Source organism: Pseudomonas sp. P4_D7, from assembly GCF_056401755.1.
Genome location: NZ_JBFUIR010000008.1, coordinates 124771 through 138083, shown reverse-complemented (window position 1 = coordinate 138083; position 13313 = coordinate 124771). Strand labels below are relative to the sequence as shown.

The following is a 13313-nucleotide window of genomic DNA, read 5'->3' as shown; positions in this document are numbered from 1 at the left end:
TGCTTCGCATCCAGAACCATCAGACGAAGCAGAGCGACAGTGGTTCGGCGATATAGGCCGGTTTGTCCGAGCCTTCTATCTCCAGTGTCGCGGTGGCCTTGAGCAGCCACTGGCCCGGTTTTTTCTCGGTCACTTCGCCCAGATCGACCTTGAGGCGGACCTTGGAATTGACCTTCACTGGCTGGATGAAACGCACGCTGTCCAGCCCGTAATTGACCACCATCTTCACGCCTTGCGGCAGAATCAGGATGTCTTCCATCAATTTCGGGATCAGCGACAACGACAGGAAACCGTGGGCAATGGTGCTGCCAAATGGCGTTTGCGCGGCTTTGACCGGGTCGACGTGAATGAACTGATAATCACCGGTGGCTTCGGCGAACAGGTTGATGCGTTCCTGATCGATGGTGAGCCATTCGGAACGTCCGAGTTCCTTGCCGACATAATCTTTGAGCTCTGCAACGGGAACATAGGGCATTGAGACTCTCCTTGGGTTCATCGGTTTTATAGTTTTTCAGGTGGGGGATTTGACCGCCCTGCGAACCACTGTAGATCATCATGGCGATTTGCTCCGGTCAATCGACCATGCTTTTGGCGAATGCCGATCCATAGCGCAGGCGTGCTTATAATGCCGAGCCCCTGCTGGGTGAAAAGTAAGACGGAGATGTCGGATGTTGCTACGTGGCCTGACCCTGCTGGTGCTGTTCCAATTGCTCGGCACGGCGCTCAATCATTTGCTCTTGCCAGTGCTGCCGGGGCCGATCATCGGTCTGCTGCTGTTGCTGGTCTTCCTGATCGTTCGCGGTGAAGTGGGGGAGCCGCTGAACCTCGCTGCTGGCAGCCTGCTGCGCTATCTGCCATTGCTGCTGGTGCCCCCGGCCGTGGGCGTGATGGTTTATGCGAGCGACATTGCCGCGGATTTCTGGGCGATTGTCGGTGCGTTGGTGCTGTCGTTGATCCTGTCGATGGCCTTCGCCGGGGTGCTGATGCAACGCCTGGTCAAACGGCACGCCCCCACGTCGGAGGAGTCCTGATGCTCTTTGACTGGCAGGGCGCCTGGGCCTCCGTTATCCATCATCCGCTGTTCGGCATCGGCATCACCCTCGGCGCCTATCAACTGGTGCTGGCGGCTTTCGAGAAAACCCGCTGGATCTTTCTGCAACCGGTGCTGGTCTCCATGCTGTTGGTGATCGGTGTGCTGGTCGGCTGTGGCCTGACCTATGCCGAATATCGCAAGAGCACCGAGATCCTCAGCATTCTGCTTGGCCCGGCGACCGTGGCACTGGCGGTGCCGCTGTATCTCAACCTGCGGCGTATTCGCCAATTGTTCTGGCCGATTTTTACTACGCTGGTGATAGGCGGGGTGGTCGCGACGGGCATGGGCGTGTTGCTGGGCTGGTGGTTCGGTGCCGAGCACATGATTCTGATGACCATGGCGCCGAAGTCGGTGACCTCACCGATCGCAATGCTGGTGGCTGAGCAGATTGGTGGCGTTGCGGCGCTGGCGGCGGTATTCGTGTTGATCACCGGGGTGATCGGTGCGATCTTCGGCCCGGCGTTGTTGACCCGCCTCGGCGTGCACAGTCCCGAGGCGCGCGGCATGGCGCTGGGCATGACCGCGCATGCGGTCGGCACGTCGGTGGCGTTGCAGGAAAGTGATGAGTGCGGCGCGTTTGCGGCGCTGGCGATGAGTCTGATGGGCGTGGCCACGGCAGTCTTCCTGCCGCTGGCGGTGTCGATGGTGGTGTAAGGAAATGTCTATGAGTCTGCCGCTTTTCCCGCTGAACACCGTGTTGTTTCCCGGCTGCAACCTCGATTTGCAGATATTCGAGGCGCGCTATCTCGACATGATCGGCCGCTGCATGAAGCAGGGTGGCGGTTTCGGTGTGGTGTGCATCCTTGATGGCCACGAAGTCGGCGTCGCGCCAGAAGGTTTTGCTCGGGTCGGCTGCGAAGCGCGCATCACCGACTTTCAGCAGCAGGACAACGGCTTGCTCGGCATTCGTGTGCAGGGCGGGCGGCGGTTCGCGGTGTTGCGTACCGAGGTGCAGCGCGATCAGTTGATCCTCGCCGATGTCGACTGGCTGGATGACGAACCCGAGCAACCGTTACAGGACGAGGATGCTGATCTGGTGGCGTTGCTCAAGGCACTGGCCGAGCACCCGATGGTGGAAGCGCTGGACATGGGCACTGAAGCGCTGGGTCAGCAATCGCTGGCCAATCAGTTGGCCTATCTGCTGCCCTTCGCCGAAGAAGACAAGATCGATCTGTTACAACTCGATGATCCCCAGCAGCGGCTGGATGCAATTCAGGCGCTGCTCGACGAACTACAAGGTGAATTGTTCGCCTAGTTGCACTTTGAATTAACTGATGGCGCCTGCCAGCATTGTTTTGCTTTTGTCTTTGTCTTAATTTCAAGTTGTCCGCAGGGAGCGGATAACTTGAATAAAAATAAGGATGAAAGCATGACTGTCTATGAAGATGAATGGGCGTTTTGGGATGATATTGCCGGCAAGTATATTTTGAAACATGCCGAGACGGATCATAACGTTAGCCACGTGATTGAGGCGGCATCCACTTATGCGGACCGGATGGTAATAGCCCGGCGTAAACGAAAATCTGAAAAAGTTCCTGGCGGCGAAGTGCCACGGATGTCGGCGTCCGCCACCAGCGTAGTGACTGCGACTGCGGTTTGATTATTTCCTTTTTCAGCATTGCCTGTCGTCGTGGCTAATTGACGGCGGGGTGTTTACAGGTGGGCAATCCCATGGCTTTAGCAAAAACAAATAACCAGACATTCACTGCGCATCTTTATCTTGATGGCCGGCCAGTGGTACTTAATCAACTACGTCTGCAACAGGCTTTGCGTGACCTTCGCATAACCAAGGCAGAAAAACTGGATGCCGAAGTGGGGTTGGCGGATTCGCGCGTGTCCAGCTTCATAACGCTGGCTGACCATGATGACGACACACCACTGTTGTTGAAGTTCGTCCCAAAGGGTGACGTATATGCAATCAGCCTTGTGCTCGCGGGAATATTCGATGGTGCGCGGTTATTCATAGAGGACAAGACTCATAATCTGTTGGCCAGTACCCGTGCGCCAGAGCAATACTTTTCAATCAGCAAGTCTGGTGCTTCAAAGGCCTCCTTCAGTGATATCGAATCCGGTCCTGCCTATCTGGAGTTGATCCGCGAACCTGATGACAAGCCCTTGTATCGCCATATAAGCAGCGGAATGAGCACATTCCTCGACGTCGATCCTAACAGGACGGGGCATAACGCCTTCAATCACAAACCGGCAATATTTGTGATCAAGGTTATCCAATAGCGCCCAGCCGCTACTCCATAAAAAGGCGCCATTCATGTCTGGATGAATGGCGCCTTTTTTCAGGTTCGGTAATGCTCGGGTACCGGCCAGGTCACATCGTTGGAGTAGCTGTTTTCACCTTTGGGCAGCTTCAACACAACGCCACCGGCGTGGGCTATTCGATTGATCAACTGGTCATATTCGGTAGCGCCATACCGCATGAAATCGGCTCCTGCCCATGTGGCTTTCTCGATAGCCTCAGCGTTGTCCCCGGCCTCGCGCAAAATATCCTCGACTCTTGCCGCTTGGCTCAGGTCCGAGTTCACCAACCAGATCCTCTCTGCACTGATCCCACGTGTGGGCATTGATATCCGGCCTTCCAGTTTGTCCCCGTCAAAATCCTTGTCGTTCAGATAAATGTTTTCGACTCGCGGGACCACTTCAATGCCGCGGGTGTCGATGACATACACAAAGCCCAATGTTTGTTTGCGACGGAGCAATGGATAGTCACGCGAGTGATCCATTTCAAAGGATGTATCAGATTCTTCAGCCGAATTATGTCGATACCCGCTAGAGGAATCACTGTCAGAAAAATGCCCTGGATACAGGTTCGCCTGAGTGTTGTAGTGCCGAGGGTTGGAGTAGTAATCAAATCCCGTGTAGCTCAAAGCATTGGCCGCACCGAATGTCGCGCTAAAGGCCGATTTGGTCGTGGAATCGGAGGGATTCCCCCTTAACTTCACCAAGCGTTTGTCCCGAGCCAGTTCGAAGGGCGTGCGCAAATCGGCGCGGAACATGGCGGGAATGTCCGTTCGATAAAGGTAGTCATGCTGATTGCGCTGGTAGCCGGCATGTTCCAGATAGCTCTTCAGAAAGCTCTCTTCATAGCGCTGCTCAACGGGATGCGAGTCGAAGTAAGGGGTCTGGCCTCCCTCTCTCATTCTTAGTATAAGAGGCTGCAATTCTTCTGCAATCTGCTCAAAGCGGCTGTCGTCCGACAGATTCTGAGTCAGGCGTTTGTGCTGTTCGGCCCATTCTGGGAACCGCCCATGCTCCATGTCTTGTCGCAGTCGGTTTTGCTGAGCCATGCTCAAGTTGTAGCTGCGCAGGATTTGCGCACGTTCCGTCTCGGACTTCTGTGGATAAGACCATCTCGATGAGTCGCTGAGAAATTTGCGCGTATCCGGCTCGTTGAAACGCGTGGCCCAGTCTGGTGCTTTTCCCAGGGCTTCTGCTTCGATTCGAAAGACCAGGGCCTGCGCGCCCTTCAGGCGGTATAGGCTCCAAATATCACCATCGCTCCAATGCGCAAGTTTGAGCGGGACAGATGTATCGCCCCGTGCCTCGTCCGGATCAACCCGAATCAAGCGTCGATGCTCATCGATAAAGGCGAAACCTGCCTCTCGCTTCACCACGATGAACTCAATCCACTTGCCATACGGGCCAGCGTGCTCCACCGCCCGGTGTTCGTGAACTGAGTAGTATCCCCGTGCATCCACGGTATAAGACGAGGCGTATTGCATCGGGTCGTAGTATTCGATCGGCTTGTTCAGGCTCCAGACATTACTGTCGGCCACGCGATAAAGCGGAGGTCCTGATGGCACCCGCTCACTGGGTAACCGGGCGCGGTAGGTTTTGATCAGATCGTGAAACGCCACCATCACCGTCAGTCCGGCGGCTGCCCCGTCGTCGTTGGCGATGTCAGCGAATGTTCGACCCTTGTACACCTTCAATCCTTCGGCATTGTGACTCAACGACTCGTCGACATTCTGCAAATAGGGCTCCAGAGGTGATGTCGCTGCTCGACGTTGAGGTGTCTGCGTTTCGGGCATTTGCGTAATCGTAATGCCGTGCTCGACTCTCTCGGTGCTGCTGTGAGGACTGTCGGAGTGAATGCCCGGCGATTCGGTTGAACCGTCCGGTTTGATGCGTCCAGGTAGACGGGAATCCAGTTCGACAGGACGATCGTAGGGCACAGGCCGGGAGGTCGAGGTGCCGGGCGTTTCGGGTGTGGGGGATGGGCGCAGCGGCCCGGGTTTTTGGCGCATAAATGTCACTCCATGTGGTTGAGTCAGCCATCCAATGGCTGAACAGGGTCAGGGCCGGTCGTGCTCGGGTACCGGCCAGACAATGTCGTCGGCGAACGTCTTGTCGCCTTTGGGCAGATCCAGTATCACGCCGCCAGAACCGGCGATTTCATCGATAAGGCTGTCATAGGCGTTGGCGCCAAAATACCCGGCAGCACGACTGTCGGTTCCCGCCCAGGTGGCCTGCTCGATGGCCGCGACCCGGTCACCCGCCTGTGTCAGCACATCCTTGACCCGGGCGGCTTTTGTCAGGTCGGAACGCACCAGCCAGATCCGCTCGGCACTGATGCCGCGTGTGGGCGTGGAGATATGCCCTTCCAGGTCGTCGAAGAGGAATGTGCCGTTAGCGGGGTTGAATGCCTTGTTTTCCGCCCCCGGCACCACTTCCAGGCCTCGGGTATCAATGGCGTAGACGAATGACGTGGTTTGCTGGCGGCGCGTGGATACATAATCTTTCGAATCATCGAAAACGAACGAGCTGTCAGAGTCGGTCTCGTCGCCGGTTCGTTTACCCTCCGACACCGAACTGCTGCCCGAGTCGGAGGATTCGCCGGTTCGTGTTTTCGAGCTTTGAGGATTCACCCCGGGAAAGCGATTGGCCTGCGAGTTGTAATGCAGCTCGTGATAGAAGCCGCCCTTGGTCGCCGCGTAGGCGGTGGCGTCATGCAGTCCGAACGTTGCACTCAATGCGCGCTTGTTCGTGGTGCCCTTGGGATTGCCTTTACGGTGCATCATTCGATCATCCCGCGCCAACTCGAAGGGTAATCGGGTTTCGCCGCGGAACATCGCCGGAATGTCGGTGCGATATAACATGCCGTGGCGGGTTCGCTGGTAGCCGAGGTGGGTCGCGTAGTCGGCCAAAAAGGCGTCGCTGTAGCGGGTGGCGGGCCAATGGTGGGCGAGGGCCAGCCCTTGACTCCGTAATTCCTCAACGTAGTTTTCCAGCTCCTCGCCGATCAGCTTGAAGCGCTGCTCATTGGTCGCATCGAGCGTCAGGCGTTTGTGCTGTTCAGCCCATTGCGGTATCTGGCCGTCGCCCGACTCTGTGCGCAGCCGACACAGCTGGTTCTGGGTCAGGTTATAGCTGCGCTGCAATTGCAGGCGCTGGGCAAGGGTCATGTGTGGATGCAGCCACTTCAAAGAATCAGCGACAAACAGATGGTCTTCGGTGTTCTGCGCGCGAAGAGCCCAGTCCGGTGGCTTACCGGCCGCTTGTGCTTCTGCGCGGAAGGCGGCAATCCGGGTGTCATCCAGAATGTACATGCGCTGGATGTCCTGATCCGACCATTGCGCAAGTGGCGCATCGGCTTTCCTGTCGCGTTTTGCCTGCGCGGGATCGATGGCAATCCAGTGATGCTCCGGATCCTTGATGGCATAGCCGAGGATGGCGTCATCGCCGCTCGTTTCGAGAGCGCGAAAGGTGTAGTAACCGTCAGCATTCGGTGTCGCGGAAAACGTGTAGTCATCGACGTTGAGGAGGGTGAGGTGCCGATCCAGGCTCCACAGATGGCCTTGCGTGGTCCGGTAAATGGGTGGGCCTGGTGCCAGGCGCCAGGAGGATATCGCCCGATAGGCCCTGAGGTCGGCATCATATTGAACACAAACGTGGTGTCGGCCTTCTGAGCCTGGCAGTCGCACGTCCACCCAGTCCTTGGCGAGATAACGCCGGATACCGGCTTCATTCGGACCTGGCAGATCGCCGAAATACGGATGGGCGAAATCTTCCAGCGACGTCATCGAAAAGTCCTGTCTGTCTGTGGCGGATCTCGATGTGACGCTCACTTCGATGGGTGAGGTTTTTGCTTGGGAGGTCCCGGGTTCCTCCAGACGAGCTCGCTTGGGTGAAGAGGGCGCCTCGACGGGTATAGGCCCCGGAATGTTTTCAGGGTTTGCAACTATCGCTCTGCTCGGCGAATGATCTGCGGAGGCCAGTGTTGAGGTGGCGGGCGTTTCGACTGAAGGTGATTTAGGCCGTAGCCCGGGTTTTTGACGCATGAATAAACTCCTTTTTTTGCGAGTCAGCCTGTCCGTAGGCTGAGGAGGACGGGTGCCCGTGTGGACGTCAGGTCCATACGGGCACGTGGCGAGGATCAGGTCTTGTCGTTGGAAAAGACCAGGTCTTGCGGGTTGATTCGTATCTGTGGATCGCTGGCCAGCGCCCAGTGTTTCCTTACTGCGTTGTAAACCACCGTACCGATCGTTCCGGCGTCGATTCCGACGTGGGTTACATGAACCCTTGCTGCCAGTTCGTTTCGCTGTTGATGGGCATTGATCTCGGCCAACAGAGCTTCGATATCGGCGTAGCCACGTGCATCGATGACGTAAAGCTGCAGCACTTCAAACAACAGCGACACTTCATAAATATGGCCGGCCGAAGTGGCCACGCTGATGGATTCCACCGGGACGTCGTCTTCGATATCGGGCAATTCGACGGTGACGCTGGCGATGTGCAGACGATTGCCGTCCAGTTGGATGTCGTCGCGGGTGACCGTTTCTTTCATTTTGTCGGTGTACAGCGTCCAGGTCGACGCATCGGCGGTTTTCGCTGCAGCGCCTGGCGTCGAAAGGCGAATGATGGTGTTGCTGGCCAGATGGACATCGTACATCGAGCTCTGGCCATCGAGTACATAGATGCCGGTGTGCGAACCGGTGTCGATGGTGATGCGACTGGGTTCTGCCGTTATCAGCGGTTTCACGCTGGCCAATGGTCTGACAAAGCGATAGTTGCCATTGCGTTGCTTGAGGCAACTTCGCGTGCTGCGTACGCGGGTGCCGGGGTTTTTTACATCGTCTTCATAATCCAGTGCGGGAACTTGCAGGCGGTAGGAAACCTGGTCCTGCAGCACCAGCACAACATCCTGCTGCAGGCGTGGGGTGGTGACTTTCAGGTTGTTTCTGCCGCTGTAACCGGTGGCTGCCGCGATGGGCTGGACCACACCTTTGAACATGACCAATTTCGACGGCAGGGAGACCGACAGGGTGAAGTCTGTGTAGTACAAGTGGGTCGTCCCAGAGACGCCTTTGCGCACCTGCACCTCATAACTGACCTGCACATCGATTATTTCGGCGTTGTCGAATTCCAGATAAACAGTGCGGGACGTTTCGGCGGTATTGCGCTGGGCAACGAATTCCACCGGACGCTCGGTGCGAGCAACAAAGTGCTGCTTCAAGCCCTGTTCGGCGATCTCGATCATGCCGCCGTTAACGATTTGCGGTGCAGCGGCGGGTTGGCCGATGACGACAACGACGGGGGTTATATCCTGCTGCAGCACCTCACCTGGCTGCTGGGGTAGCTGGACCAGCAGCTCATAGCCATCCTCGGTCTTGAAACGGAAACGGTCATTGTTCAGCAGGCGTTTGCCATCGACCCACTGGTAGACATTTTCGAGTGTCAGTACATGTTCCGGGTCGTTACCATCCTTGCCGCGCAATGAGCTGATCACCAGCGCAGTGCCGACGATCTGCCAACGCTGGATGACCTCCGCCGGCCAGCCGAACTCGATCAGACTCGACGCTTCAGCGTCCTCGTTGATGGTCGTGCGGGCGTTGCTGCTGGCGATGTAAAAACGATCTGCGCCGCTGCCGCCGTCCACCCGGCAGTCCACTCCGTAGACGGCAATCGTGTCATCGCCGGCGCCGGCGCTGATGCGGTCGTAGCCATTGGCGGAAATCCGGTTGGCCGCGTCGTTTCCGCTGACGCGGCTGGTGCCTCTGCGCAGGGTCGAGACGTTTTCGATCGACGTGAGCTGCGCGACGTCAACGGCATTTTCCTCAGGATCAAGACCGCGCAGCGCCACCCTGCCACTGTGCAGGTTGATGTCGTGACCGATATGGCGGGTGTCGCTGAGCGGGCGGCTGCCTTCGAAGGCCAGGGTGTCGGCACCTGCGCCGCCGTCCAGCACATTGAGGTGGGCCGGTTTGCTGGTGAGGTTCAATTGCTGCTCGGTAATGTCCTGATAGAACGCATCGTCCCTGTCGCCTCCGGTCAAAGCCTTGTGATCCGCGCGATAGGTGAACAGATTGGGCTTGTCCCGGACCCCGATAACCCGGTCATTGCCGTCACCCAAGCGCCAGAAAATGCCTTTGTCATCACCGGCACTGCCCGACACTTTGCCTTTGAGGTTGGCGGGCAGGCCTTTGCCGGCATCGATCACGTCATCGCCGTCGACAACCACGGCCTGGTTGTCGAGCTTGAACGGTTGTTGGCCAGCGCTTTCGTCCCACTGGTAGCGCCAGATTTCAACGGGCTTCAATTCAACCTGAAAGGCACCGTTGATCACGTGTTCGATGGTGTGTTTGTAGGCGTTCTCCAGCATGTCCTTGGCCGACAACTGCAGTTGTCGCTGGTGGTCCCGATAGCCCTTGGCGAGCTTGAAGCGATCCAGTACGTCCTGGTCCAGTTCCTTGTTGGTGAAGGCGAACCAGCCCGAGCGCATGCGTTCTTCAAACGTCAGTTCGATGTAGTCATCGATGTCGTCCACCACTCGGGCGGCCTGGTAGATCATCGAGGCGGCGATAAGCAGTCCGGCGGCGACCAGTCCGACCGGCCCGGCGACGCTGCCAAACCCGGCCAGTGCGGCGACGCCCAGCACCAGGCTGATACCCGCCCCGGCGACGCTAAGACCGCCGCTGACGTAATGATCCTGGGCCTCTTTGCCCTGCGCCGCGGCGGCGGCATTGAACGACTTGATGGCATCGACAATGTCGAAGGGCAAGGTGATGGCGCTGGCGAACATCCCGGCACCGCGGCTCATGTATTTGCCCACCGAGGTCAGCGGGAAATACTTCAGCGCGTTGCCGCCGTTTCTGAGCATGGCCTCACCGGTCTTGGTCAGCCCGCGTTCGATGATCAGTGAGCCGAACTCGGCGGCGATCGAGCCACCCTGGAAAACCGCTTCCAGCGTGTCTCCGTGCTTGATCGCATCAATCATCGCCTTGTAGCCGCTGTAGATGCCGAACGCCTGCATGCCGACCCCGGCGCCGCTCATCAAATAGCTTTTGTTTTTGCTGATCCAGCCCGGGGCATTTTCCAGTGCGTCGGCGCGATGAATATCCAGTTTTTGCGCAGCCTTGCCCAACTGGTTCAGGCGGTCCACCGCGCTGCCGGTGGCAATGGTTATATCGGCGACGAACAGCGGCCCGGCATCGACCGAGCGCTTGCAGGCGATTTCATAAAACAGCATCGCCGCTACATTGCTGTCCGGATTGTCGACGGACAACAGACGCGCCTGCACCCGGTCTGCATCGAAATTAAGTCCGTCGAGAAAGTGTTGATCCACGCGCTGCATGCCGGCATTCGCCGGGCTGATGACTTGGCCGTGCACGGTCGCGCCCAAGGCCAGGAGTTCGACGCGGCTGGTGAGTATTTCGCCGATGCGCAAGGGGCCGAAATGTTTGTCGAGAGATTTGAGTGTGCGTCGATAAGGGGCGTCAGCGTCGTCTGGCAACACTGCGTTGAGCGTGCCCGCCGGCGGCGCATGGGGGTTGGCCGAGACGCTGACGGGATTGACCTGAACGACGCTGCTATTGGCGATTTGAAGTGGCGGAGCGATAAGTTTTGACATGTCATTAATCCTTTAATGAAAACGCATGACCGGTGTCCCTACCGGTGTGTCATTGATGCCGAGCCGCCGGCGTTGTCGACTCGGGCCAGTGGATGGCGTAGGCGAATTCGTCGCCGTTGCCCGACAGACTGAGCACAGGTTTGCCGGCTGCTTCGGCGTTGTCGATCAACTGGTCGTAGGCGAATTTGTTCTCGTGTCCGGCATGGGTGGCGGCTTCGATGCGCTCGGCGTTCGCGCCTGCCTGTTCCTTGAGGTCATCGATCCTCACGGCTTTGCTCAGGTGCGAATTCAGCAGCCAGATACGCTCGGCATCCAGTCCTCTGCGGCTGACTGATATCAGCCCTTCGAAGTCATCGGAGGGAAACCAAGTGGGGGGTGTGTCGCGGGCCGCTGAATTGAAACTCATGTTTTCTTCATGAGGCACCACTTCCAGGTCGCGGGTGTCGAGCACATACAGAAACATTTCCCGCTGACGTGTGCGTGTTGATTCATAGCGGCGATCGCGATCCCACGGCACCGGGCTTGTGGCGTCGGACCATTCGGACGATGAGCTGCTCTCGGTATCACTGACATCGCTGCCCGAGGCGCTATCGTCAGCATCCCGCCCCGGGTATTTGCTCGTCTGGCTGTTGAACCGCAAGTACTCGGGGTCAGGCTCCCTTGCGTACACCAGGCCTTCTTTGAGGCTGAAGGTTGCGCTCATCGGCTTATGCGTGGTGGCGCCCGGTTTATGCTGGTATCGCGGAAGCATGAAGCCGTCATTGGCGAGTTCGAACGGTGTGCGTTCATCGCCACGGAACAGCGCCGGCACGTCGGTGCGGTACAGACAATTGTTCTTGTTGCGCAGATAGCCGAGTTTGCCCAGCAGCGCTTCGCGCACCGGCGCGGTCATGCTGGATTCCGGGCTATACCAGTCATGCCGGGCATCACGCTTGAGGTTAAGTTCCTCGACAGCCTCGCGGCTCAGTTGCTCGAGGCGCTGCGGATGGTCGAGAGCGTCGATCAGGTGTTTGTGTGCCTGCGCCCATTGCGGCATTTTCAGTTCGGTCTTCAGGTCCTGTTGCAAGCGGGCCAGTTGGCTGGGCAGCAGATTGTAGGACTGCAGAAATGCTTCGCGCTGTGCAGGATTCATGCTTGGGTGCAGCCAGCGCAGGGTGTCGCGTAGCAAGTCGCGGTGCGGGTTCGTGTCTTCGGGAATCGCCCATTGCGGACTCTTGCCGCTGGCTTGGGCTTCGGTGCGAAAACGCACGAGATCCTGGCCATGGATGTTGTACACCTGCCAGATCTCATGGTCTGTCCAATGCTTCAAGAGCGTGGGCTGGGCACCGAATCCGCCTGCGGGCGGATCGACCGGGATCCAGTGACCAAAAGCGTCCATAAAGGCAAATTGCGTGATCGCGTTGTTCGCCCCGAATGCGGGGGCCAGTTCGTAATAGCCTTGGGCATCCGGTGAGCGCAGCGATGCCTTGTACAGATTCGAATCGAGGTGGGCAGGTCGAGGCCGTTTCGCGCCGGGGGCGATCCCCGGTTGATCGCCCGGTAGCGGCGCAGGTCGCTTTGTCGAGGCCATGGCGGGTGCCGGATGCTCCGTCAGGCGCCAGGTCAACCGGCCTTCATTCCGGTACAGCGCCGGTCCGGACGCGGACCGCTCGGTGACCATCTTGCAGCGATAAACCCCATCGGCATCCTGGCCGACATGGGTGGTGCGCAAGTCGCCTTCATATTCGACGTCGACAAACTGTCGTCCGACGATCCAGCGAAAACCGTCATCCTCCGCCGGTTTCATTCCACGCAGGAAGTCGTCACGCAGCCAGTAAGTGTCGGGGGAATTATCGTTTGCGAGGCGGGCAGGGTTCGTCGCCTGCATCGGTTGGATGACCACGGCAGGCGGGGTTCCATCCGCGACCGGCCGGCCGCCAGCGGTGTCAACGGGATTCTGGCCACTCGGCAAACCCGGTAACCGGAAAATCGAAGGGCCACCTGGAGTGAACGGTGTCTCGGTACGCAGGGGCGGGTATGTGCTTGCGTCAGGTTGTTGCGTTGAGCTCTGGGGTGGTTTGCGCGGTGTCTTTGGACTCATGGCGTACTCGAAATCAGTTGATGTATTGAAACCCTCGCTTCGTCAGTTGAATTGATTGTTGGGCAGGCAAGTGCAGGCGGTCTCACTTTAATGGGTGAGAATGTGCCGAAGGGTTTCAAATATGTGGATTTAATCTAACCGGTTTTTCAAGTTATGGAAGGCGCTGGCGTTAGGGTTCGTAATTGATATGTAACTTCGGTTGTTTTTAGTTTGAAGTGTGCGAAGTTGCGGTTTGGTAAATAAGGATTCTTACCGTGGGCGAGTAAGTTTGAATAAGA

The 13313-nt window shown here is 57.9% G+C and carries 10 protein-coding genes; 5 read left to right on the top strand and 5 right to left on the bottom strand.

The window, feature by feature from the left end:
* Positions 1–19: 19 nt before the first annotated feature.
* The gene (locus tag AC1DVF_RS08335) at positions 20–475 is read right to left on the bottom strand and encodes a MaoC family dehydratase (RefSeq protein ID WP_007909575.1); all 456 of its coding nucleotides are present in this window, start codon (positions 473–475) and stop codon (positions 20–22) included.
* Positions 476–668: 193 nt separating this feature from the next.
* On the opposite strand from AC1DVF_RS08335, the gene AC1DVF_RS08330 reads away from it, so the two are divergent.
* From AC1DVF_RS08330 to AC1DVF_RS08310, 5 genes are all read left to right on the top strand, one after another.
* On the top strand, positions 669–1031 hold the full coding sequence (locus AC1DVF_RS08330) for a CidA/LrgA family protein (protein ID WP_093434544.1): 363 nt from the start codon (positions 669–671) through the stop codon (positions 1029–1031).
* Positions 1031–1747, top strand: coding sequence for an LrgB family protein (locus AC1DVF_RS08325; protein ID WP_053124192.1), 717 nt, complete (start codon positions 1031–1033; stop codon positions 1745–1747). The genes AC1DVF_RS08330 and AC1DVF_RS08325 overlap by 1 nt, the downstream gene beginning before the upstream one ends.
* Before the next feature lie 10 nt (positions 1748–1757).
* Positions 1758–2348, top strand: a complete 591-nt coding sequence (locus AC1DVF_RS08320) for an LON peptidase substrate-binding domain-containing protein (protein WP_460130270.1) — start codon at positions 1758–1760, stop codon at positions 2346–2348.
* A gap of 114 nt (positions 2349–2462) precedes the next feature.
* Positions 2463–2693, top strand: a complete 231-nt coding sequence (locus AC1DVF_RS08315; RefSeq protein ID WP_093434550.1) for a hypothetical protein — start codon at positions 2463–2465, stop codon at positions 2691–2693.
* A 71-nt stretch (positions 2694–2764) separates the two neighbouring features.
* Positions 2765–3325 (top strand): hypothetical protein, encoded by a 561-nt coding sequence (locus AC1DVF_RS08310; protein ID WP_460089054.1) that lies wholly within the window; start codon positions 2765–2767, stop codon positions 3323–3325.
* A 59-nt stretch (positions 3326–3384) separates the two neighbouring features.
* On the opposite strand, the gene AC1DVF_RS08305 is transcribed toward AC1DVF_RS08310, so the two are convergent.
* From AC1DVF_RS08305 to AC1DVF_RS08290, 4 genes are all read right to left on the bottom strand, one after another.
* Positions 3385–5352 carry a hypothetical protein gene (locus tag AC1DVF_RS08305; RefSeq protein ID WP_460130267.1) on the bottom strand — a complete coding sequence of 656 codons (1968 nt, stop codon included), beginning with the start codon at positions 5350–5352 and terminating at the stop codon, positions 3385–3387.
* A 48-nt stretch (positions 5353–5400) separates the two neighbouring features.
* Complete coding sequence (locus AC1DVF_RS08300; RefSeq protein WP_477782304.1) at positions 5401–7128, bottom strand: hypothetical protein; 1728 nt, start codon at positions 7126–7128, stop codon at positions 5401–5403.
* Between the two features lie 353 nt (positions 7129–7481).
* Positions 7482–10955, bottom strand: a complete 3474-nt coding sequence (locus tag AC1DVF_RS08295) for a calcium-binding protein (RefSeq protein ID WP_477782303.1) — start codon at positions 10953–10955, stop codon at positions 7482–7484.
* Between the two features lie 49 nt (positions 10956–11004).
* Entirely contained in the window at positions 11005–12837 is a 1833-nt protein-coding gene (locus AC1DVF_RS08290) for a hypothetical protein (protein WP_477782302.1), read from the bottom strand.
* Positions 12838–13313: the final 476 nt, after the last annotated feature.